Source organism: Comamonas odontotermitis (assembly GCF_020080045.1).
GTDB lineage: Bacteria > Pseudomonadota > Gammaproteobacteria > Burkholderiales > Burkholderiaceae_C > Comamonas > Comamonas odontotermitis.
The window spans coordinates 524799-547448 of record NZ_CP083451.1; the positions used below are offsets into that span (position 1 = coordinate 524799).

Consider the following 22650-nt stretch of genomic DNA (forward strand, 5'->3'; position numbering starts at 1 on the left):
ATAATCAGCAATTTCACGGGCAGATGGCAGCTTGCATCTGTTCCTTTATGGCATGAACCAGGCATCTCGCAAACCCCATCCCTCCCGTGCTGCAGACGCATCGACCCAGGGCCCCAGCTTGGCAGAGCAACTGGTGGCGGTGGCTCGCGCCTTGCAGGACGTGCGCCAAGGGCAGTCAGCCCGGGCTGTGCTCGCGGGCGTGGACGCACCTTTGCGTGCGGGAGTGCAGGCCTTGCTGATGGATGTGCTGCGCGTATTGGGCACAGCCGAGGCGGTACGCACCGAACTGGCTGCACGCAAGCCGACGGCTGCAGCCGATGCACTGCTGTGCACTGCGCTGGCGCTCCTGCTGCCTGATACGCCGCGCTATGACGGATTTACACTGGTGAACCAGGCGGTTGAAGCGGCGAAAAAACGCTCGGCCACCAGATCGCAATCGAACTTCATCAATGGCTGCCTGCGCACCTTTCTGCGAGAAAGAGACGATCTGCTCGGTGCCGTTGCTGCGGACCCGATCGCAAAATACAACCATCCGCAATGGTGGCTGGAGCGGCTGAAAAAAGACTATCCCAAGGACTGGCAGGCCATCATCACCGCCAACAACTCCCAGGCACCGATGGCATTGCGCGTCAACCTGCAGCGCAGCAGTCGGCCGAATTATCTGTCGCTGCTGGAGCAAGCCGGTGTCGCTGCGGTTGCAGGGGTGGGCGAAGCAGGCATCATTCTGGCCAAGGCCGTACCGGTGGAGTACTTGCCGCATTTTGCGGATGGCTGGGTATCGGTGCAAGACAGTGCAGCACAAATGGCCGCACCACTGCTGCTGAGCGGCCTGCTGCCGCTTGATGGCGCAACGCTGCACGTGCTCGACGCCTGTGCCGCGCCAGGTGGCAAGACGGCGCATCTGCTGGAATCCGCGCCAACGCCGAAGAGTTTGGATGTCGTGGCGCTGGAGATAGATGCAAAGCGCGCGGAGCGCATTGACGGCACCTTGCAGCGCCTGGGCCTGGTCGCCGATGTGATGGTCGCCAGTGCTGAAGATGTGGCAGCCTGGTTGCCTGTGGTACAGGCGCACCATGGTGTGAAACAGTTTGATGCCATTTTGCTGGACGCACCGTGCTCTGCCTCGGGCATTGTGCGGCGCCAGCCGGATGTGCGCTGGCTGCGCCGCAGTGGTGATATTGCGCAGTTGGCGACCATCCAGCGCCAGTTGCTCAATGCACTGTGGCCGCTGGTGGCACCGGGTGGACGGCTGCTGTATTGCACTTGCTCGGTGTTTCGCGAAGAAGGGGAAGACCAGATCGTGCGTTTCCTGCAGACCTGGCCAGAGGCCAAGCGCCTCATTGCGCCAGGGCATTTGTTGCCACAGCATTGGAATGCGGTGGACAATAGCCCGGGCATGCTCGCGCAAGACCATGATGGTTTCTACTACGCGCTGTTGCACAAGCCCCTGCGTTAAGCCCCAATGCGATTCATTCAACACCTCTTTCTGACGCTGATGCTGTGCTTTGCCACAGCCGCGCCAGGCATGGCGGCAGAGGCGGAGAAAAAGGTGGAGATGCAGTTGGTGCGCAATGCGGAAGGTGCATTTGCATCCGTTGCGCTGCAGTTTGCATTGCCCGAACAGATCGAAGACGCACTCTACAAGGGCGTGGCCCTGTATTTTGTGGAAGAGGCCGAAATCATCTCCGAGCGCTGGTACTGGCGTGACAAGACCGTGCAGAAGGCAGCCCGCTACTTGCGCCTGAGCTACCAACCTCTCACGCGCCGCTGGCGCCTGCATGTCTCCAGCAGCCCGCTCAATGAAGCTGGCATGGCGGCTTCGTTGGGCCAGAGCTTCGAGACGATGGATGAGGCGCTGGCTATCGTCAAGCGTGTGAGGAACTGGAAGATTGCCGATGCTGCAGACCTGTCGGACAGCGCCGATTATCTGGTCAAGTTCAGTTTCCGGCTCGACAGCTCCCTGCTGCCACGCATCTTTCAGTTTGCTCCCTTTGGCAACAGTGGTCTCAATCTGCAGATCAGGAGCCAGCTTCCGCTGCCCGAGGCAAGCACGTCATGAAGATCGAGAAAAGCTCGTCGATGCGTGTGGCCCATAGGCCCAGCCGGGCCCGCTGGCCGGTGATTGTCGGGTTGATGGCGATGATCGGCATTGGTCTGGTGCTGCTGTTCCTGCTATCGCTGGCCACCAACAATCGCATGCTCTACGAGCGATATTTTGGCGTGTTGCTGGGCATCAATATTGGGGTGGCAGGCCTTCTGGGCCTGGTAGTGCTGTGGGGCGTGGGCAGCCTGATGCGTCGCCTGATGGCCAAGCGCTTTGGCAGCAAGCTGCTGCTCAAGCTCGCGGCCACATTTGCTCTCGTGGGCGTGTTGCCGGGCGTGGTGATTTATTTTGTGTCCTACCAGTTTGTTTCGCGCTCGATCGAAAGCTGGTTTGATGTGAAGGTGGAAGGTGCGCTGGACGCGGGGGTGAATCTGGCGCGCATCACGCTCGACACGACTGCCAACGCCATGGCCGACAGGACGCGCACCGCAAGTTCGCAATTGTCCCAGGTGTCTGACGCCGCAGCGGGCCTGGTGCTTGAGCGCATCAAAGACCAATTGGGCGCCGATGATGTCGTGCTCTGGTCTGCCAGCGGGCAGGCGGTTGCCAGCACCGGCCAATCGCGCTTCGTGCTCAATCCCGAAAAGCCTTCGTCAGCCTTGCTGCGCACGGCAGGCCAACAGCAGCGCGCTTTTCAGATCGATGGGCTTGACGATCTGGCCGATATCAACGGCGTCATCAAGGGAGACGCATCCAAAGTCAGGGTCAAGACCCTGGTGCAGGTGGCCAACGGCGACCTGGGCGTGATCCCCGATGGCCGATTTCTGCAGGCCACGATGGTGCTGCCGTCTGCGCTGGTGACCAATGCCATCAAGGTGCAGGAGGCCAACCGCGAATACCAGGAGCGTGCCCTGGCGCGCGACAGCCTGCGCCGCATGTACATCGGTACCTTGACCCTGGCGCTGTTCCTGGCGGTATTTGGCGCGGTGGTACTGGCAGCCCTCTTGGGCAACCAGTTGGTGCGGCCACTTCTGGTATTGGCCGAGGGAGTGCGTGAAGTGGCGGCAGGCAATCTGCGGCCCAAGCCGGTGTTGCCGACCAAGGATGAACTCAGCGGCCTCACGCGGTCGTTTGCCGAGATGACGCAGCAACTGCTGGATGCACGCCGTGCGGTCGAGCGGGGCATGCGCCAGACCGACGAAGCGCGGCAAAGCCTGCAGACGATTCTGGACAACCTGACGGCCGGGGTGATCGTGCTCGATACCGATGGCGTCATTCGCTCCACCAATCCGGGTGCGACCCGCATCCTGCGCGCACCCCTGGCCGCCTACGAAGGCAAGCCGCTGCGCGACATGCCGGGGCTTGAGGCTTTTGCGGATGAAGTGGCCCAGCAGTTTCAGCGCCTGCATGATGCGACCAGTGAACACTACCTGGACCATTGGCAGCAATCGTTCGAACTGCACGGCGACAGCCACCTGCCCAACCAGAACAGCATCAACCTGATTGCCCGGGGTGCCACCTTGCCGGACAACCGCCGCCTGCTGGTGTTCGACGATATCTCCGAGATCGTCTCCGCCCAACGCGCGCAGGCCTGGGGTGAAGTGGCGCGCCGTCTGGCGCACGAGATCAAGAACCCGCTCACTCCGATCCAGCTATCTGCCGAGCGGCTTGAGATGAAACTGGGCAACAAGCTCGAAGGTGCCGACCAGGCAGTCTTGAAGAAATCCGTGACCACGATCGTGGACCAGGTCGATGCCATGAAGCGCCTGGTCAATGAATTTCGCGACTATGCCCGCCTGCCTGCGGCCATGCTGCAAGGGCTGGATCTCAATGCCTTGATCCACGATGTGCTGCACTTGTATGGCGAGGAAAATGCCGTTATACCTATTGAGGCCGACCTTGATGGAGCCGCGCCACGTATCCTCGGGGATGCGCAGCAGTTGCGACAGGTAATTCATAACCTGCTGCAAAATGCACAGGATGCGACCGAGCAAGCGTGGGCCGGAAAGAGCGAGCCTGCGCCCGCGGTGCGGATTTCTACCCGCTATGCGAGCAATAACAAGCGCGTTCGTTTGACAATTGCTGACTTCGGTTGCGGCTTTCCCGAACATATATTACAAAAGGCATTTGAGCCTTATGTCACGACCAAGCCGAGAGGGACTGGCTTGGGGTTGGCCGTAGTCAAGAAAATTGCAGATGAGCATGGTGCTCGTATAGAAATCTCAAACAAGACTGAGGGAGGAAAAATCCTGGGTGCCCAAGTGTCGCTATCATTCGCTATTGAAGAAGCAATGGCAATTTGAGCACTCTTTGCACTGGCAGCACTGGCAGCACTGGATTTTCAAGAAGATATGGCAAATATTCTGGTTGTCGATGACGAATTGGGAATTCGAGATCTCCTGTCGGAGATCCTGAACGACGAAGGGCACAGCGTGGATGTGGCGGAGAACGCCACCCAGGCGCGCGGATGCCGTGGTGAAAATCAGTATGACTTGGTGCTGCTGGATATCTGGATGCCCGACACCGACGGCGTCTCGCTGCTCAAGGAATGGTCGATGACCGGGCTGCTGACCATGCCCGTCATCATGATGAGCGGGCACGCGACCATCGACACCGCCGTGGAAGCAACGCGCATTGGCGCGTTTTCGTTTCTGGAAAAACCCATCACCATGCAAAAACTGCTCAAGGCCGTGGAGCAGGGCTTGCAGCGCAACGTGCCAGCGCCCACTGCAGCACCGGTCGCTGTGGCAGGCAAGCCGGTGGTGGCCAGTTATGCCGCTGGCTCCTACGTAGCGCCGGTGGCGGCTATCGCCACAGTGGCTGCGGTGGTGGATGCCATGCCCAATGCGCACCAGGGCTTTGATCTGGATCGTCCACTGCGCGAAGCGCGCGACGGCTTCGAGAAGGCTTACTTCGAATTCCATCTGGCACGCGAAGGCGGCTCGATGACCCGCGTGGCCGAGAAGACCGGCTTGGAGCGCACCCACCTGTACCGCAAGCTGCGGCAGCTGGGCGTGGACCTCACGCGCAATAAAAAGCATTAATTTTGGTTTTTCCAAAAAGGGCCGTTTTTTCACGCTATAATTCACTTCGTTGGCCCGGTAGCTCAGTTGGTAGAGCAGCGGATTGAAAATCCGCGTGTCCGTGGTTCGATTCCGCGCCAGGCCACCAGGAATCATAAGCCTCAGCATCTGCAAAGTTGCTGAGGCTTTTCTGTTTTGCCATGCGCAGTCCGACGATGCAGCGCGTGGCAGGGCCTTCAGCAGACATCCTGTTAGGGCCTGCCAGGGGCGGGTCTGCATTCTTTTTCGAGGCCATGCCTTTCTGCGTGGCACTTTCTTTTGTTCTTGCGCGCCGGGCATCGTGTAGCCGGGTCGTTTTTTCTATGTCTTTCGCTTCCTCGTCTGCCTTGCTGGGCATTGATTTCGGTACCTCCAACTCGGCCATGGCATTCAAGGGAAATGCGGCGGCAGGGCCCTCGCAGCTGCTGCAGGCAGAAGGTGCGTCGCTCGCCATGCCAACGGCCGTGTTCTTCAACACCGAGGAAAACAGTACCCACTTTGGCCGCGATGCAGTGGCGCGCTATCTGGAAGGTACGGAAGGCCGCCTGATGCGTTCGCTCAAAAGCCTGTTGGGTAGCGCGCTGATGCAGGAGAAAACGGCGGTGCATGGCAAGCTGGTGGCCTACCAGGACATCGTGGCCATGTTTGTGCAGCAACTGGCAGCAACGGCAAAGCGCCAGTTGGGCATGCTGCCCGCAACGGTGGTGATGGGGCGTCCGGTGCATTTTGTCGACGACGATGCCGCGCGTGATGCGCAGGCGCAGTCCGCACTGGAGCAGGCTGCACGCGCTGCGGGCTTTGCTGATGTGCGCTTTCAGCTGGAGCCGATTGCCGCTGCACTGGATTATGAGCAGCGCATCACGCGCGAATCGGTGGTGCTGGTGGTGGACATTGGTGGCGGTACCTCGGACTTCACCGTGGTGCGGCTGGGGCCGGACCGCATGCACCATGCCGACCGCGCGGGCGATATTCTGGCCACGACCGGCGTGCACATCGGCGGCACTGATTTTGACCGGCGCCTGAGCCTGCACGCGGCCATGCCCTTGCTGGGGCTGGACCATATGGGCCCCAGCGGCCGTGAAGTGCCCAGCGGCGTGTTCCACGATCTGTCCACCTGGCATCTGATCCAGTGGCTGTACACCGCACAGCGGCTGCGCGATGCGCAGGCATTGCGCAGCAACTACCGCGATACGGTTTTGCATGATCGGTTGATGCGTGTGCTGCACGAGCATTGGGGCCACCGGCTGGCCAACGCGGTGGAAGAGGCCAAGATTGCCGTCTCCAACCAGCAAAGCGCCCAGCGCCTGGATGTGGAGTGGCTGGAAGCCGCACTCAGTCCCGAGGTGGCGCCCGCCGATCTGCAGCACTGCCTGCAGGCCTTGCTGGTGCAGGTGGCCGATTGCGCCTCGCACTGCGTGCAGCTGGCTGGGTTGCAGCAGTCGCAGATTGATGCGATTTATCTGACCGGTGGCTCATCGGCGCTGCAACCTTTGCGCGCCGCATTGGCACTGGCGTTTCCAGACACACCACAGGTCGAGGGTGATCTGTTTGGTGGTGTGGCCGCAGGTCTGGTGCACGGTCAGGCCACCTGATGCTATTAATTAAATAGCAATCAGCGACTACTGGGTAAGCGCTGGCAGCCTATTTTCTTCAATATCAGTCCTCGCAGTCTTCGTCATCGCTGTCGGATTGCGCATTGCGTTTCATCTGCAGCGCAGCGTCATACAGGCTGTTGCGCGGCGCGCCGGTGATGTCGGCGGCCAGCTTGACGGCGGTCTTGGTCGGCAACTCGGCCAGCAGCAGGGCCAGCACGCGCAGAGCGTCGCCACCATCCTGCGCCACGGCCTGCGGGTGCAGCAGCACGGCAAATTCGCCTTTGCTGCGGTTGGCATCCTGCGCCAGCCAGTCGCTCAGCCCAGCCGCAGGCAGGGTGGCAATTTCTTCAAACTGCTTGGTCAGCTCACGCCCCAGGGTCACGGGGCGCTCGCCCAGCACTGCCAGGGCCTGGGCCAGGTCGGCAATGCGGTGCGGTGCCTCCAGCACGATGAGGGTGCGCGCATCCTCGGCCAGTCGGGCCACGGCCTGCTGGCGCTCCTGGGCCTTGGTGGGCAGAAAGCCAATGAAGGCAAAGCCGCTGCTGGCGTGATCAGCGGCCACCGCACCTGCGGCGCTGACCAGGGCGGTGACACTGCTGGCACCGGGCAGGGGGCTGACGCGCAGGCCTGCACGCGCCACGGCCGCTGCCAGGCGGGCGCCCGGGTCGCTCACGCCGGGCGTTCCGGCATCGCTCACATAGGCGATGCGCTGGCCTTGCTGCAGGCGGGCGATGACTTGTTCGGCGGCCTCGGCCTCATTGTGTTGGTGAACTGCAATCAACTGCGCGCCCGACTTGCCAATGCCGTAGGCGCGGAGCATGCTGTGCGTGTGGCGAGTGTCCTCGCAGGCGACGGCATCGGCCATCTCCAGTACGTGCAGCGCGCGCAGGGTGATGTCGGCGAGGTTGCCGATGGGCGTGGCCACGGTATAGAGCGTGGAGGCCGGATATTGCTGCTGGCCTGCAGCTTCTTTGGCGGCTGGCAGGGCAAGGGAGAATGATGCGGACACCGTGGAAAATCCTTGAAAAATGGCGCGTGCCGGGACGCACTGCCGCGCATCCTTCAGGGGCCGATGGGGCAGCGTTTGCTGCAGCAGCCACGACGACTGTACGCGGCCAGGCGGCCGAGGATGCAGCGCTCCATTATCTCCAACAACAGGGGCTCAAGTTGCTGGCGCGCAATTTCCGCACTCCCGGTCGCGGCGGTGGCGAGATTGATCTGGTGATGCAGGAGCGCGATGGCACGGTGGTGTTTGTGGAAGTGCGCCAGCGCGGGCGGGCGGATTTTGGCGGCGCAGCCGGCAGCATTGGTGCCGCCAAGCGGCGGCGCATCGTTCTGGCCGCACGCCACTATCTGGCCGCGCAACCGCGCCTGCCCGCGTGCCGCTTCGACGCGGTGCTGGTGGAGCCCGCCATCACCTGGCTGCAGGCGGCCTTTGATGCAGGCGAAGGCATTTGAGATAATTTGCTACAAAAATAAGAGCTATTGGCGCTTGATGCATATGCGCCAAGGGTTCAAAATGCCATAGAGTCTGCGCAGTGCCCGGTGCCGGGCGACCGCCGTCGCCAGAAAAGGCTGTCTCCAAACTGCTTTGCGGTGCGTGAGCGACTTTGGGCGGGTTCTTCACCAGGGGGAAATCTGCCAAGGGTATCATCGGGCCTCCATGCTTGAGCAACACATCCAACAGCACTTCATCGATAGCGCCGATCTCCACTACCAGGTGTCACAGGAGATCAGCGAAAGCGTCGCCAATGCGGTTTATGCCCTTCTGGCCTGCGTGACCAGCGGCAACAAGGTGATGTGCTGCGGCAACGGCCTGTCGTGGGCACAGGCGGCGCAGTTTGCTGCCATGTGCGTGTCTGGCCTGGACCGCGAACGTCCCGAGCTGGCAGCCCTGGTGATCGATGGCGGCCCGCTGGCGCAAGCGCAGTTGGGTGGCAACCTGACTGGCGACAAGCTCGCCCAGGTGGCTGCGCGCCAGGTGCGGACCTTGGGCCAGAGTGGGGATCTGCTCCTGGTGATCAGCGTCGACGGCAATGATCGCTCCCTGCTGGCGGCGGTACAGGCCGCGCATGAGCGCGATATGTCGGCCATTGTGCTGACCGGGCGCAGCGGCGGCAATCTGGCCGGTGTGCTCAGCGAAACCGATGTGCTGGTCTGTGTACCCCACGACCGCCCTACGCGCGTGCGTGAAGTGCACCAACTGGTGCTGCACTGCATGATGGACGGAATCGATACCCAGTTGTTAGGAGAAGAGGAATGATGCCTGTGTCTTGGAAGCGAGTGACCTTGGGCCTGGTGGCAGTTGGCGCCATGGCGGTGTCCGTGTCGGGCTGTGTGCCGCTGGTGCTGGGTGGCGCTGCCGTTGGCGGTACGGTAGTGGCGATCGACCGCCGCAGCACGGGTATTCAGGTGGAGGACGAGAGCATTGAGCTGCGTGTGGCCAGTGCAATCCGCGAAAAGGCGGGCAACGACGGCCACATCAACGTGACCAGCTACAACCGCCAGGTTTTGCTGACGGGCGAGGTACCCAACGAGGCTTACAAGCAAAAGGCCGAAGAGGCCGCCAAGGCCAGCCAGAATGTGAAGTCCGTCGTCAATGAGCTGGGCGTGATGTTCAACTCCAGCCTGTCGCAACGTTCGACGGACACCTTGATCACGGGCAAGGTCAAGGCAAGCATCGTGGATGCCAAGGATCTGTCGTCGAACTCGATCAAGGTCGTGACCGAACGCAACGTGGTGTACCTGATGGGCCGCGTGAGCGAGCGCGAATCCAAGCGTGCGGCCGAGACTGCGCGCGGGGTGAGCAATGTGCAGAAGGTGGTGCGCGTGTTCGAGGTGATCAGCGAAGACGAGCTCAAGTCGCTGAGCGTGAACCGCAGCACCGGCAATGCCGCGCCGGTGGTGAACGACGGCAGTGCAGCACCTGTCAGCACGCAGCCCGCCACCGTGGTGCCTGCCGCTGCACAAGCTCCGGCAGCCGCCAGCAGCACCACACCGGTCAGCACCGGTGTCACGACCTCGCCGGTGACCACCACGCCAGTGCAGCCGCTCAATGACGGCTTTACCACCAAGCCCTGATGGGATGGCAGATGGAGCTGTACAACAAAAAGGCCGCATATGCGGCCTTTTTTGCATCTGGCGCATGCTGGGTGCGCGCCAGTAGCTATCATTTTTTATGGAGGCGCGCGATCAGACTGGAGGTATCCCAGCGGTTGCCGCCCATCTGCTGCACATCGGCGTAGAACTGGTCGACCAGCGCTGTTACCGGCAGGCGCGAGCCATTGCGCTTGGCCTCGTCCAGCACCAGGCCCAGGTCCTTGCGCATCCAGTCCACAGCAAAGCCGAAGTCGAATTTGCCCTCCACCATGGTCTTGCCGCGGTTTTCCATCTGCCAGCTTTGCGCCGCGCCCTTGCTCACCACATCCAGCACCTGGGGCATGTTCAGGCCCGCATTCATGCCAAAGGCGATGGCTTCCGACAGGCCTTGCACCAGGCCGGCAATGCAGATCTGGTTGACCATCTTGGCCAACTGGCCTGAGCCGCTTTCGCCCAGGTAGGTGCATGCGCGCGAAAAGGCCATGGCCACCGGCTTGATGGTGTTGAACACCGTTTCATCGCCGCCGCACATCACCGTGAGCTGGCCATTGACGGCGCCCGCCTGCCCGCCGGAGACGGGAGCATCGATGAACTGCAGGCCCAGCGCCTGGGCCTGGGCGTAGAGTTCGCGGGCCACATCTGCCGATGCCGTGGTGTGGTCTACAAAGACCGATCCGCGCTGCATGCCGGCAAAGGCGCCATCTGCGCCGGTGGTAACCGAGCGCAGGTCATCGTCATTGCCCACGCAGCAGAACACGATATCGGCACCGGCAGCTGCCTCGCGCGGCGTGGGTGCGTGAGCCGGTGCCTTGCTGGCGGAAAATTCGGCCACCCAATCCTGGGCTTTCTTGGCGGTGCGGTTGTACACGGTGACCTGGTGGCCTGCCTGGGCGAGATGGCCAGCCATCGGGTAGCCCATGACGCCCAGGCCGATGAAGGCCACTTTCAACGCGGGGGTCGAGTCGTAGGAACGCGCTTGGATACTGCTGGGCATGGAATCTCCTGAAAAAGAAAAGGCGCGCATTGCATGGTGCATGGCAATGGCGCGCCGTGAATGCTGTGCAGCCCGCTGCGGCTGCTCTCCGCACACAGTCTAGACGATTGTGAGATGCTCGGTGCCTTCGGCCAGGTCGGTGCGCTTGGCGCGCTGGCTGCCCAGCTTGATCTGCAGGCGCAGGTCATTGACCGAGTCGGCATTGCGCAGCGCGTCTTCGTAGGTGATCATGTTGGCTTCATACAGGTCGAACAGCGACTGGTCAAAGGTCTGCATGCCCAAGTTGCGGCTCTTTTTCATGATCTCCTTGATCTCGCCCACCTCGCCCTTGAAGATCAGATCCGCAATCAGCGGCGTATTCAGCATCACTTCCACGGCGGCCACGCGGCCCTTGCTGTCCTGCTTGGGCAGCAGGCGCTGCGACACCATGCCGCGCAGATTCAGCGAAAGGTCCATCAGCAGCTGCGCGCGGCGCTCTTCAGGGAAGAAGTTGATGATGCGGTCCAGCGCCTGGTTGGCGCTGTTGGCGTGCAGAGTCGCCAGGCACAGGTGGCCGGTTTCGGCAAAGGCCACGGCGTGCTCCATGGTCTCGCGGTCACGGATTTCACCCATCAGGATCACATCGGGCGCCTGACGCAGCGTGTTCTTCAGTGCGGCTTCCCAGCTTTCGGTGTCCAGCCCCACTTCGCGCTGGGTCACGACGCAATTCTTGTGGGGGTGGACGAATTCCACCGGGTCTTCGACCGTGATGATGTGGCCGAAGGAGTTTTCGTTGCGCCAGTCCACCATGGCGGCCAGGGTGGTGGATTTGCCTGAACCCGTGGCGCCCACCATGATGCACAGCCCGCGCTTGGCCATGGCCACGTCCTTGAGCACCTGGGGCACACCCAGGCCATCGATGGTTGGCAGGGTCAGCGGAATGGTACGCAGCACCAGGCCTACACTGCCCTGCTGCACGAAGGCGTTGACTCGGAATCGCCCGATGCCTGCGGGCGAGATCGCGAAATTGCATTCCTTGGTCTTTTCGAACTCGGCAACCTGGCGGTCGCTCATGATCGAGCGCGCGAGCGTCAGCGTATGGTTGGGCGAGAGCGGCTGGCTGGATACCTTGGTGACCTTGCCGTCGATCTTGATGGCGGGCGGAAAATCGGCAGTGATAAACAAGTCACTGCCATTGCGCTGCACCATCAGCTTGAGCAAATCGTTGATGAATTTACTGGCCTGGTCCCGTTCCATGGTGATCCTCTCTGTGTGTCGCTTTGTACCGCTGTTGTTACTTGCGCAACAGCGACGGACACGGTCAGCAGGACAGGGAAGGTGTCAGGGCTCGATCCGGGCGGTCGTCTGGCGCAGTCGGGTGGATAGCTTGCGTGCAAACAGCGCCAGCAGGTAGGCGGCGGTGGATGCGTCCAGCTCCATCATGGCATCCAGTGTATCGGCCTTCAGCACGGCAAGGGCGCAGTCGGTGCTGCTGGTGCACGAAGAAAAGCGCGGACTGCTGTCAAACAGCGACATTTCTCCCAATACCTCACCGGCCTGGGTGTCTGCCAGGTGCGCCTGGCTGCCATCGGGCATGCGGCGGTCCACCGAAATCTGGCCACTCATCTGGATCAGCATGTAGTCGCCCAGCTCGCCCTGGGTGATGAGGGTTTGCTGCGCAGGCACATGGTAAAACTCCAGGTATTGCACCAGCTGGTCAATAAAGGGCGATTGCAGGTAGCGAAGGGAGGTGTCCTGTGACCAGACCAGCCGCAGTGCGGCAGCGGGGTCTGCCGGCGTCAGCAATTGCGCATGGACGGCTTTGCGTCTCTGGTTCCAGTGGACGAACGGGACATTGGCAGCGCCGGCCTGCTGAAAGCCGTGCAGGAAAAAGCCAGTCTCGGCTTCTTCCATGGCGTCTACGGGTGCGAGCAAGGGCTGGCTATTCATGGCGCTGCATCTCCTTATTCGGAAGGATAAAGGGCGCCAGCGGCGTGTGCAATCACCGCTGGCGCCCTTCGTGCAACCGTTTGTCAGCCAATTGTGAACGGCTGTGACAGGAGGCCTGGGCCCGCTGCACAGGCAATCACCTGACGCAGGGCTTCAACCCGGGAAGTTTTCCGGTGTCTTGGCCTTGCCGCGTGCCTCTGCCGGGCTGATCACGTTGCGGCGCACCAGGTCGGTCAGGTTCTGGTCCAGGGTCTGCATACCCACGGCATTGCTGGTCTGGATGGTGGAATACATCTGCGCCACCTTGGCTTCGCGGATCAGGTTGCGGATGGCGGGGGTGCCCAGCATGATTTCGTGCGCAGCCACGCGGCCCTGGCCGTCCTTGGTTTTGCACAGCGTCTGCGAGATCACGGCCTGCAGTGATTCGGACAGCATCGCACGCACCATTTCCTTTTCTTCGGCAGGGAACACGTCGATGATACGGTCGATGGTCTTGGCGGCCGACGAGGTGTGCAAGGTGCCGAAAACCAAGTGACCGGTTTCTGCCGCCGTCATGGCCAGGCGAATGGTTTCCAGGTCGCGCATTTCGCCCACCAGGATCGCGTCCGGGTCTTCACGCAGCGCGGAACGCAGCGCGGCACTGAAAGACAGGGTCTGCGGTCCCACTTCGCGCTGGTTGATGAGGCATTTCTTGGACTCGTGCACGAATTCGATGGGGTCCTCCACCGTGAGGATGTGGCCGTATTCGTTTTCGTTCAGGTAGTTCACCATGGCTGCCAGGGTGGTGGATTTGCCCGAACCAGTCGGGCCCGTCACCAGCACCAGACCGCGCGGCTTGAGCGACAACTCGGCAAAGATCTTCGGTGCGTTCAGCTGTTCCAGCGTGAGAATCTTGCTCGGAATGGTACGAAACACCGCGCCTGCGCCGCGGTTCTGGTTGAAAGCGTTGACGCGAAAGCGCGCCAGACCGTCGATCTCGAACGAAAAGTCGACTTCCAGGAACTCTTCATACTGCTTTCGCTGGGCATCGCTCATGATGTCGTAGACCATCGCGTGCACCTGCTTGTGGTCCAGCGGATCGACGTTGATGCGGCGTACATCGCCATGAACCCGGATCATTGGCGGCAGGCCGGCCGACAAGTGCAAGTCAGAAGCCTTGTTTTTGACGCTGAATGCCAGCAATTGCGTGATATCCACTGCAGTTCCCTCTTTGATTTGTTACTCTGCCAAGCATTATGAGCACGATTGTCGAAAAAATTCAGCACATACACCAGCAAATCGACGAGGCTTGCCGCGCTGCGGGGCGCCCCGTGGGCAGCGTAGCGCTGCTGGCTGTCTCGAAAACCTTCGGTGTGGACGCGATTGCAGACGCCATTGCCGCAGGGCAGCAAGCGTTTGGAGAAAACTACATTCAGGAAGGCGTGGAGAAGGTTGGCTACTTTGCCGAGCAGCCCGCCTACCGGGACAAGGGCCTCGTCTGGCACTGCATCGGCCCGGTGCAAAGCAACAAGACCCGACTGGTGGCCGAGCACTTTGACTGGGTGCACACCATCGACCGCCTCAAGATCGCGCAGCGCCTGTCGGAGCAGCGGCCCGAACACCGGGCGCCTCTGCAGGTCTGCATCCAGGTCAACGTGGATGGCGGCACCACCAAATCTGGCGTGGCGCCCGCCGACGTGGAAGCGCTGGTGCGCGAGGTGGCGCAACTGCCTCGCCTTGCCCTGCGTGGTGTGATGAGCATCCCTGACGCCGCGCCCGATTTCGAGGCGCAGCTCGCCTTGCATCAGCGCGCCAAGGCCGTTTTTGACGATATTGCGAGGCTGGGCCTGCCGCAGCTGGCGCAGTGGGACACCTTGTCGCTGGGCATGACGGCCGACCTGCAAGCCGCCGTGCAGGCCGGATCGACCATGGTGCGCGTGGGCAGCGGGATTTTCGGCAACCGCAACTATGCGACAGCAGGTTGATGATTTGCTATTATTTTTGAATGCTCTCTGATTGCTGGATAAGCGCCAGCGCAGCATTTTGGTCAAATGAATGCGGACTGCATGCTGCCGGGGCTGCGTGATAAGCTGACGCCCCGGTACCCTCTTACCTGCAAACCTTCCCAAGGAGACACCATGCCTGGATTGCTGCCTGACGTCGATCCCGATGGCCTGCTGGAGTTTTCGGTCGTCTACACCGACCGCGCGCTCAACCACATGTCCAAGAAATTCATTGGCGTGATGGGCGACATTCTCCACATCCTCAAGACCACCTACCACGCGCACACGGCCGTCATCGTGCCCGGCAGCGGCACCTTCGGCATGGAAGCCGTCGCCCGCCAGTTTGCCAACAAGGCCAAGGTGCTCATCGTGCGCAATGGCTGGTTCAGCTACCGCTGGACGCAGATTTTCGAAGAGGGCGGCCTCGGTGGCGGCGCCGTCATCTGCAAGGCACGCCCCTTGGGCAATGGCGCGCAGGATGCGTGGGCGCCGTGCCCCGCAGACGAAGTGGCCGCCACCATCCGCAAGGAAAAGCCCCAGGTCGTGTTTGCGCCGCATGTGGAAACGGCCAGCGGCATCATCCTGCCTGATGACTACCTGCAGACGATCAGTGCGGCTGCGCACGAAGTGGGCGCGCTCATGGTGCTCGACTGCGTGGCCAGCGGCGCCATGTGGGTTGATATGCAGAAAACCGGCGTGGATGTGCTCATCACCGCGCCGCAAAAAGGCTGGAGCGGCACGCCCTGCTGCGCCATGGTCATGCTCTCCGAGCGGGCGCGAAAGGCAATCGATGACACCAAGAGCAGCAGCTTCTCCTGCGACCTGAAGAAGTGGATGCAGATTGCCGAAGGCTACGAGAAAGGCCAGCACGCCTACCACGCCACCATGCCAACCGATGCCCTGGTGCATCTGCGCGATGTGATGAAGGAGGCCGAAGGCTACGGCTTTGACAAGCTGCGGCAGGAGCAGATGCTGCTGGGCCAGAAGGTGCGCGAACTGCTCGAATCGCGGGGCTTTTCCAGTGTGGCGGCGCAAGGCTTCAAGGCGCCGGGCGTGGTGGTGAGCTACACCACCGATCCAGACATCCAGAACAGCAAGAAATTCGCCAGCGTCGGCCTGCAAACGGCAGCTGGCGTGCCGCTCATGTGCGACGAAGGGCCGGATTTCAAGACCTTCCGCATCGGCCTCTTCGGCCTGGACAAGTGGCACAACGTCGACAGAACCGTCGGCCATTTGCGTAAAGGGCTGGACGATTTGGGTATCAAAGGTTAACTTCTGTTTTGATAGCTGCTGGCGCGCACCCGAAGCGCGCAAAATGCATTTTTTCTGGTTTTAGGAAACGGATTTTTCAGCATGAAAGCATTGACCGCCAGCGCCCTGTGCGCTGCCATCGCCCTGTCTGCCGGCTTCGCCCACGCCCAGACCAAGCCAGTCACCACCAAGAGCGGCTTGGTGTACGAGAGCGTGAAGGAAGGCACGGGCGCCAGCCCCAAAGCCAGCGACACCGTCAAGGTGCACTACAAGGGCACCTTCCCTGACAGTGGCAAGGAGTTCGACAGCTCCTACAAGCGCGGTGAGCCGATCGAATTTCCGTTGCAAGGCGTGATTCCTTGCTGGACCGAAGGCGTGCAGATGATGAAGGTGGGCGGCAAGGCCAAGCTGACCTGCCCACCCGGCATTGCCTACGGCGCGCGCGGTGCGGGCGGCGTGATTCCTCCCAATGCAACCTTGAACTTCGAGGTGGAACTGCTGGGCATCAAGGGCCAGTAAAACGCCCGTCATCCGATGCCGCATCGGTAGATGCGAGGCCTGGACGCGGAAACCCGTGTTCAGGCCTTTTTCATTGGACGGGCAGGGCGCCGCTGGTGGCCTCCGTCAATAGTCGCCCATATTTTCGGTATAGCCCAGCAGCAGGGTACGTTGCGTCTGCAGCAATTGCTCCAGGGTCTGCCACGCGGGGTGCTGCAGCACCTCATTGTCCTGGTCGCTGCCGTACAAGGTGCGCAACTCGTCCACCAGGTGACGTGCTTCGTCGCTGCCGAGCGGGGCTTGGCGCACAAAACCCATCCAGGCGGCGCCCATACCGAAAAATCGGTAGCTCCATTGCGCAGCCAGATGGCGGATGACGGCATGGTTCTGGAAGGTGTCCCAGTCGCAGCTGAAATAGCCATTGGGCTGGCCGGCGATCATCAGGTCATCTGACGGCACCGGCAGGCGCTGGATGTAGACCACCTCGTCCAGCAAGGCATCGGGGTCGGCGTTGACGGATACCAGCGAATCGATGTCCTCGGGGGCTGCATTGAGGCTGCCGCATACGTCGCTCCAGGTCTGCGCCAACTCCGGGCTGGCCAGTTGCTGCACGCGGTGCTGCAGGCAGGCCAGTTCCCAGGCGGTGAGCTCGGCGGGGGCATCCCAGTCCATGTTTTCGGGCGCATCTACCTCCAGCCGCTCGTCGCTGCGGGCATGGCCGCTGGTATAGCTGCACTGGGCGATGTCGTCCAGGGTGCACAGGTAGCGGTGTAATGGATCGGCCGCGCGAAGGCCATCCAGATGCGCGAGAAGCGCTTCCAGGCTGCCGGGCGCTTCCACCCATTCAAATGCAAAGTCGTAGTTCAGGCGGCGAAAGGGAATAGGGTCCGCCTGGTGCCCAGGGGGTGGAAAGCGACCAGTTTTCATAGGGTGTTCTGTGGCAGATGGCCCACATCCTGGGCGCTTGGAATGGAGGGGGAGGGCGGCACGTTCTTAGTGTCGCTCAATTCCCAGGCGCTTGGCCAGCCGCTGCAGGTTCGCTCGGTCCAGTTGAAGCTCGCGCGCCGCTGCGGCCCAGCTTCCGTTGTGGCGCGCAAGGCTCGCGCTGACCAGCTGGCGTTCATAGGCCTGCAGGCTGTCCCGCAGACCCTGGCTTGCCAAAGGCGTGCTGGCAGATTCGATGATCGGTGCGACAGCAGATGCAGGCAACGCCGCGCCCGCCAGCCCGGGCGGCATGGGCGCTGCTGCGGCGGCATCCCAGAGGTCTTCTTCGCCAATGCTCAGCATGCGCGGCCGCGCCCGGTCCTTGCCCTGGGGCAGGGTGCGGCTCAGGGCCTTGAGCACGGCGCGGCTGATGCAGTGCTCCAGCTCGCGCACATTGCCGGGCCAGGGGTAGCGCAGGAGCGCGGCCTGCGCGGCAGAATCCAGCCGCAACCCGCCCAGTTGCAGGCGTGAGCGGTTTTCTTCAAGAAAGCTGCCGGCCAGTACCAGCGTGTCGCTGTCGCGCTCGCGCAGCGGCGGCACCACCAGGGGGTAGACACACAGGCGGTGGTAGAAATCGGCGCGCATGCGACCGGCGCGCACCTCATCTGCGAGGTCGCGGTTGGTGGCGGCGATCACGCGCACGTCCACCTGGTGTTCGCGGTCCGATCCCAGGCGCTGCAACTGGCCGCTTTGCAGCACACGCAGCAGTTTGGCCTGCACGGGCAGCGACAGCTCACCCACTTCATCGAGAAACAGGGTGCCCTGGTGCGCCTGCTCGAATTTGCCGCGCCGCTCGGCCAGCGCGCCCGTGAATGCGCCGCGCACGTGGCCAAAAAGCTCGCTTTCCACCAGGTTGTCGGGCAGTGCAGCGCAGTTGATGCTGATGAGCGGGCGGTCTGCGCGCGCCGATTGCGCGTGCACGGCCTGGGCCACCAGTTCCTTGCCGGTGCCGGTCTCGCCGGTGATGAGCACGGCCAGGTCGCTGGCGGCGACCAGGGCAATGTGCTTTTGCAACTGGCGGATGGCGGGGCTCGAGCCCAGGATCTGCCGCATGCCGTGTGCGCCTTGGACGGGGCCGCGTGTGGCGGGCGCATTGGCGCTGCGGGCCACCTGGGATATTTGCTGAACACGCTCTGCCGTGGCAACCGTGGCTGCGGCCAGGTTGCTGAAGGCCTGCAGCAACTCCAGCGCCTGGCTGCCTTCAAAGCGGCCGGGCTGCAGCGCGTCAAGTGTGAGCAGGCCCCAGGCGAGGCCACCGGTCTGGAGCACACAGCCCATGCAGTCATGCACATGCAGCGGGCCCTGGTGCAGGCTGTGGGCGATCAGCCCGTCATAAGGGTCGGGCAGGGGGCTGTCGGGGGCAAAGCGCATGGCTTGGCCGGCGGCCAGCAATTGCGCCAGGCGCGGGTGCTCGGCCACTTTGAAGCGCCGGCCCAGGGCATCGGGCACCAGGCCGTCCATGGCGACGGGCCGCAGCCATTCGCCTTCGAGCCGCAGCAGGGCCACGGCATCTGCGGGCAACAGGGTGCGCAGCGCGGCCAGCAGGCGGCGCAGCCGTTCGCGCTCGGGCATCTCCTGTGCCAGATCGGCCACCAGGGGAATCACCGCGTTGAGGATTTTGGATGATGTCAAAACGACCTTTGATGTCAAAAACACTGCATTTTTGGGTTGTCAGTATGACTGCAATCATTGTGCAGCACATTGATATTCCTCAAGAATGGCGTTGGCACGCTATCTGCACTACAGAAGATGAATACACGCAAGGAGTAAGCATGCTGACTGACCGTCAAAAAGAGATCGTCAAATCCACCGTACCGCTACTGGAGACAGGCGGCGAGGCGCTGACCACGCATTTCTACAAGATCATGCTGGACGAATACGCCGAGGTGCGCCCGCTGTTCAACCAGGCCCACCAGCAAAGCGGCGCCCAGCCGCGCGCCTTGGCCAATAGTGTGTTGATGTATGCCAAGCACATCGACAAGCTGGAGAATCTGGGCGACCTGCCCGCGCAGATCGTGAACAAGCATGTGGCGCTGCAGGTGCAGGCCGAGCACTACCCCATCGTCGGCACCTGCCTGCTGCGCGCCATCCGCGAGGTACTGGGCGCTGAAATTGCCACCGACGAGGTGATCGCAGCCTGGGGTGCTGCCTACCAGCAGCTCGCCGATATCCTGATCGCTGCCGAGCGCAGCGTGTACGACCGTACGGCCGAGGCAGAAGGCGGCTGGCGCGGCGAGCGCGCCTTCAAGGTGGAGAAGAAGGTGGAGGAGAGCGCCGAGATCACCTCGTTCTACCTGGTGCCCGCCGATGGCGGTGCGGTGATCGCCCATCTGCCGGGCCAGTACATCGGTTTGCGTGCCATGGTGGACGGCGTGGAGCAGCGCCGCAACTATTCGCTCTCGGCCCCGGCCAACGGCAGGAGCCTGCGCATCAGCGTCAAGCGTGAGGCGGGTGGCAAGGTGTCCAACTTTCTGCACGACCAGGTGCAGGTGGGCGACACGCTGCAGCTCTTCCCTCCGGCAGGCCACTTCACGCTGCAGGAAAGCAGCAAGCCGCTGGTGTTGATCAGCGGCGGCGTCGGCATCACGCCTACGCTGCCCATGCTGGCCACCGCGCTGGCGGCCCAGCGCCCGGTCACGTTCATCCACTGCGCGCGAGATCGCTCGGTGCATGCCTTCCGCGAGCGCATCGACCAGTTGGCTGCCGAACACCCGCAGCTCACACGCTACTACTGCTATGACCGCGCGGTGCCGGAGGACGCGGTCGATGCCGAAGGCTATCTGACCGAGCAGCGCCTGGGCGAATGGCTGCCCGCTTCGCGCGATGCGGACGTGTACTTCCTCGGCCCGCGCCCGTTCATGCGCGTGCTCAAGCGCTCGCTCCACAGCCTGGGCGTGCCCGACAAGCAGGTGCGCTACGAGTTCTTCGGCCCCGCCGAAGCCCTGGCCTGATGCGGCCCATCTCCCACGCCGCTGCACAGCAATAAAAAAAGAGCTGCCTGCGCAGGTCTTCAGGGCACTTCAATGGAAATATCCGTTGAATGCCTTGAGGAGCAAGCGCAGGCAGCTCACTTTTTTGAAGGCTGGCGCGGCGGCGCTTGCAGCGTCATGCCGCTCGGTGCCGGCTGGCGTCAGTCTTTGTAATACGCCTCGACGAGGCCCTTGATCTTGATCAGCAGTGGGCGGCCCTTGCGGTCCACCGTCTTGCCGGCGGGCACCTTCACCCAGCCTTCGCTCACGCAGTATTCCTCGACATCATTGCGCTCGGTGCCGTTGAAGCGGATGCCGATGTCGTGGCTGAACACCTCGCGCACAAAGTGCGGGCTCTTGGGGTCGATGGACAGGTGGTCGGGCAGTACGGGGCGGTCGGTGTTGTTGGTATCGGTCATGCTTGGCCTTGAAAGTGGATGGCCGCCATTGTCCATACTTTGCAATTCCACCGGGAGCTGGGCCAATTCCGATGGCCAGAAATGGGCCGGAATTGAAACCGGCGCCCCGCGCCGTGTGGCAAAGGAGGGGGGCTGGCCGACTTGGCAACTGCCGACGCTTGCCGCTACAGTGGGCCCATGCCGATGCTTCTGACCGAAGAGCAGCAGAACCTGCTGCGCCGCGCCAAGCGTACCCCGCTGCTGCTGCTGGTTGCAGTGGCAATGTTGTTTGTGCTGGCCAGCTGGAGCCTGGGCCAGCCCTTTGCTCACTCTGAGCGCTGGCAGCTGGCGCTGCGCTGCCTGCGCGCGATGACCGAGGCGGGCATGGTGGGCGCGCTGGCCGACTGGTTTGCCGTGTCGGCGCTTTTCAAGCACATCCCCATTCCCTGGATTTCGCGCCACACCGCCATCATTCCGCGCAACAAGGACCGCATCGGCGAGAACCTGGCCGTGTTCGTGCGCGAACGCTTTCTTGACGGTGACTCGCTGGTGCAACTGGTGCGCACGCACCAGCCTGCCGACAAGATGGCGCAGTGGCTGCGCTCGCCCGCCAATGCCGAGCTGCTGGGCCACCAGGTGGCGCGCCTCGCGGCCGCTGCGCTGGCCACGGTGCAGGATGCGCAGGTGGAGCGCTTCATCAAGCTGGCGCTGCGCACGCTGCTGGGGCAGCTCGATCTGTCCAAGTCGCTGTCCAGGGTGTTGACTGTGCTGACCCATGAGGGCCGCCACCAGGTGCTGCTGGAGCAGGCGCTCGACAAGCTGGTGGAGCTGCTGCGCGAAGCCGAGACGCGGGAGCTGATGGCGCAGACGATTGCCCATTGGCTCAAGACCGAGCACCCGTTGAAGGAAAAGATGCTGCCCACCGGCTGGCTGAGCGACAAGGGCTCGGCCATGATCGCCAGCAGCCTGGAGCATCTGCTCGATGCCATTGCTGACAACCCCGGCCATGTGCTGCGCGCCAAGTTCGACGAAACCATGCAGGAATGGATCGCCCGCCTGGAGAACGACCCCGCATGGCACCAGAAGGGCGAGGAAGTGCGCCGCTACCTGCAGCACGACGCCGCCGTTGGCCAGTATGTGCAGGAGCTGTGGCAAAGCCTGCGCGCCAGCCTGCAGCGCGACCTGGCCAATGAGCATTCGGCCGTGGCGCGCAATGTGCGGGGCATGGGGCTGTGGCTGGGCAAATCGCTGTCCGCCGACGATGCCCTGCGCGCTTCGTTGAACGAGCGCATGGAGATCTGGGTGCGTGACCTGGCGCCCGAGATTTCGCAGTTCTTCGGCACCCACATTGCCGATACCGTCAAGCGCTGGGATGCGAAGGAGCTGAGCGATCTGATCGAGTGGAACATCGGCCGCGATCTGCAGTACATCCGCATCAATGGCACCTTGGTGGGCGGGCTGATCGGCTTTGTGCTGTTTTGGCTGGGGTGGCTTGCCGCGCGGCTGGGCGCAGGTTGAGTCTGCTATCAAGATTGAATCTGCTGCGCAGGACAGGCAAGCGCCAGCGGCTGTTTTTAGTGCTCCCAAGCCTGATTCCGAAGAAGCTGCAGCAGCTCGCCACCGTCCAATTTCTTCACATTCGGCAACACTTCTTCATTCATGTTTATAATGAGAATTGTTCGCATTACAATTCAGGCAATTCGCGTTTTCCCTTTGCCCAGCCATATGGCACTTGCCCTCGTGCAATCGCTGCCATTCTTCACGCCTCACTAGCGGGCGTGTGTAGCCAGGACGGACTCCCTCCGAGCACCGTGGCCGCAGCCCTCACAACAAGCGAATGTTCGC

21 protein-coding genes and 1 tRNA gene are annotated in these 22650 nt (G+C 62.4%); 14 read left to right on the forward strand and 8 right to left on the reverse strand.

Features of this window, described 5'->3' with window-relative positions:
- The first annotated feature begins 52 nt into the window (after nucleotides 1-52).
- The 6 genes from rsmB to LAD35_RS02410 all read left to right on the forward strand — a co-directional run bounded on the left by rsmB (nucleotide 53) and on the right by LAD35_RS02410 (nucleotide 6698).
- Entirely contained in the window at nucleotides 53-1456 is a 1404-nt protein-coding gene (rsmB, locus tag LAD35_RS02385) for a 16S rRNA (cytosine(967)-C(5))-methyltransferase RsmB (protein ID WP_224151140.1), read from the forward strand.
- A gap of 6 nt (nucleotides 1457-1462) precedes the next feature.
- Nucleotides 1463-2059 carry a DUF4390 domain-containing protein gene (locus tag LAD35_RS02390; protein ID WP_224151141.1) on the forward strand — a complete coding sequence of 199 codons (597 nt, stop codon included), beginning with the start codon at nucleotides 1463-1465 and terminating at the stop codon, nucleotides 2057-2059.
- A complete protein-coding gene (locus LAD35_RS02395) occupies nucleotides 2056-4347 on the forward strand; it encodes a sensor histidine kinase (RefSeq protein ID WP_224151142.1) in 2292 nt (763 codons plus the stop codon). Before LAD35_RS02390 ends, LAD35_RS02395 begins: the two co-directional genes overlap by 4 nt.
- Before the next feature lie 48 nt (nucleotides 4348-4395).
- The gene (locus LAD35_RS02400) at nucleotides 4396-5088 is read left to right on the forward strand and encodes a response regulator (protein ID WP_224151143.1); all 693 of its coding nucleotides are present in this window, start codon (nucleotides 4396-4398) and stop codon (nucleotides 5086-5088) included.
- Between the two features lie 51 nt (nucleotides 5089-5139).
- Nucleotides 5140-5215: transfer RNA gene (locus LAD35_RS02405), tRNA-Phe, on the forward strand.
- A 214-nt stretch (nucleotides 5216-5429) separates the two neighbouring features.
- Nucleotides 5430-6698: an Hsp70 family protein gene (locus LAD35_RS02410; protein ID WP_224151144.1), complete on the forward strand. Its 1269-nt coding sequence runs from the start codon at nucleotides 5430-5432 to the stop codon at nucleotides 6696-6698.
- Nucleotides 6699-6762: 64 nt separating this feature from the next.
- Here LAD35_RS02410 and rsmI read toward each other — a convergent pair whose 3' ends face one another.
- On the reverse strand, nucleotides 6763-7710 hold the full coding sequence (gene rsmI, locus LAD35_RS02415) for a 16S rRNA (cytidine(1402)-2'-O)-methyltransferase (protein ID WP_224151145.1): 948 nt from the start codon (nucleotides 7708-7710) through the stop codon (nucleotides 6763-6765).
- Nucleotides 7711-7736: 26 nt separating this feature from the next.
- Here rsmI and LAD35_RS02420 point away from each other — a divergent pair, with 26 nt between their 5' ends.
- The 3 genes from LAD35_RS02420 (at nucleotide 7737) to LAD35_RS02430 (ending at nucleotide 9782) form a co-directional block, all read left to right on the forward strand.
- Entirely contained in the window at nucleotides 7737-8159 is a 423-nt protein-coding gene (locus LAD35_RS02420; RefSeq protein ID WP_224151146.1) for a YraN family protein, read from the forward strand.
- A gap of 205 nt (nucleotides 8160-8364) precedes the next feature.
- Entirely contained in the window at nucleotides 8365-8964 is a 600-nt protein-coding gene (locus LAD35_RS02425) for an SIS domain-containing protein (protein WP_224151147.1), read from the forward strand.
- Nucleotides 8964-9782 carry a BON domain-containing protein gene (locus tag LAD35_RS02430; RefSeq protein WP_396022785.1) on the forward strand — a complete coding sequence of 273 codons (819 nt, stop codon included), beginning with the start codon at nucleotides 8964-8966 and terminating at the stop codon, nucleotides 9780-9782. The genes LAD35_RS02425 and LAD35_RS02430 overlap by 1 nt, the downstream gene beginning before the upstream one ends.
- An 88-nt stretch (nucleotides 9783-9870) precedes the next feature.
- Here the strand turns inward: LAD35_RS02430 and LAD35_RS02435 are convergent, their stop codons facing one another.
- From LAD35_RS02435 to LAD35_RS02450, 4 genes are all read right to left on the reverse strand, one after another.
- Nucleotides 9871-10890, reverse strand: coding sequence for an NAD(P)-dependent oxidoreductase (locus LAD35_RS02435; protein WP_224151148.1), 1020 nt, complete (start codon nucleotides 10888-10890; stop codon nucleotides 9871-9873).
- A 3-nt stretch (nucleotides 10891-10893) separates the two neighbouring features.
- The gene (locus tag LAD35_RS02440; RefSeq protein WP_224151149.1) at nucleotides 10894-12030 is read right to left on the reverse strand and encodes a PilT/PilU family type 4a pilus ATPase; all 1137 of its coding nucleotides are present in this window, start codon (nucleotides 12028-12030) and stop codon (nucleotides 10894-10896) included.
- Nucleotides 12031-12114: 84 nt separating this feature from the next.
- Nucleotides 12115-12723, reverse strand: a complete 609-nt coding sequence (locus tag LAD35_RS02445) for a cyclic nucleotide-binding domain-containing protein (RefSeq protein WP_224151150.1) — start codon at nucleotides 12721-12723, stop codon at nucleotides 12115-12117.
- A 153-nt stretch (nucleotides 12724-12876) separates the two neighbouring features.
- Complete coding sequence (locus LAD35_RS02450; protein ID WP_224151151.1) at nucleotides 12877-13920, reverse strand: type IV pilus twitching motility protein PilT; 1044 nt, start codon at nucleotides 13918-13920, stop codon at nucleotides 12877-12879.
- A 38-nt stretch (nucleotides 13921-13958) separates the two neighbouring features.
- Here LAD35_RS02450 and LAD35_RS02455 point away from each other — a divergent pair, with 38 nt between their 5' ends.
- From LAD35_RS02455 to LAD35_RS02465, 3 genes are all read left to right on the forward strand, one after another.
- Nucleotides 13959-14687: a YggS family pyridoxal phosphate-dependent enzyme gene (locus tag LAD35_RS02455; protein WP_224151152.1), complete on the forward strand. Its 729-nt coding sequence runs from the start codon at nucleotides 13959-13961 to the stop codon at nucleotides 14685-14687.
- A 153-nt stretch (nucleotides 14688-14840) separates the two neighbouring features.
- Nucleotides 14841-15977, forward strand: coding sequence for an aminotransferase class V-fold PLP-dependent enzyme (locus LAD35_RS02460; RefSeq protein WP_224151153.1), 1137 nt, complete (start codon nucleotides 14841-14843; stop codon nucleotides 15975-15977).
- Between the two features lie 81 nt (nucleotides 15978-16058).
- Nucleotides 16059-16475: an FKBP-type peptidyl-prolyl cis-trans isomerase gene (locus LAD35_RS02465; protein WP_224151154.1), complete on the forward strand. Its 417-nt coding sequence runs from the start codon at nucleotides 16059-16061 to the stop codon at nucleotides 16473-16475.
- A 105-nt stretch (nucleotides 16476-16580) separates the two neighbouring features.
- Here the strand turns inward: LAD35_RS02465 and LAD35_RS02470 are convergent, their stop codons facing one another.
- Nucleotides 16581-17381: a hypothetical protein gene (locus tag LAD35_RS02470; RefSeq protein ID WP_224151155.1), complete on the reverse strand. Its 801-nt coding sequence runs from the start codon at nucleotides 17379-17381 to the stop codon at nucleotides 16581-16583.
- Nucleotides 17382-17447: 66 nt separating this feature from the next.
- Nucleotides 17448-19070 (reverse strand): nitric oxide reductase transcriptional regulator NorR, encoded by a 1623-nt coding sequence (gene norR / locus LAD35_RS02475; protein WP_224151156.1) that lies wholly within the window; start codon nucleotides 19068-19070, stop codon nucleotides 17448-17450.
- Between the two features lie 140 nt (nucleotides 19071-19210).
- On the opposite strand from norR, the gene hmpA reads away from it, so the two are divergent.
- Entirely contained in the window at nucleotides 19211-20389 is a 1179-nt protein-coding gene (gene hmpA / locus LAD35_RS02480; RefSeq protein WP_224151157.1) for an NO-inducible flavohemoprotein, read from the forward strand.
- Between the two features lie 179 nt (nucleotides 20390-20568).
- Here the strand turns inward: hmpA and LAD35_RS02485 are convergent, their stop codons facing one another.
- A complete protein-coding gene (locus tag LAD35_RS02485; protein WP_224151158.1) occupies nucleotides 20569-20826 on the reverse strand; it encodes a DUF3297 family protein in 258 nt (85 codons plus the stop codon).
- A 177-nt stretch (nucleotides 20827-21003) separates the two neighbouring features.
- Here LAD35_RS02485 and LAD35_RS02490 point away from each other — a divergent pair, with 177 nt between their 5' ends.
- Nucleotides 21004-22323, forward strand: coding sequence for a DUF445 domain-containing protein (locus LAD35_RS02490; protein WP_224151159.1), 1320 nt, complete (start codon nucleotides 21004-21006; stop codon nucleotides 22321-22323).
- Nucleotides 22324-22650: the final 327 nt, after the last annotated feature.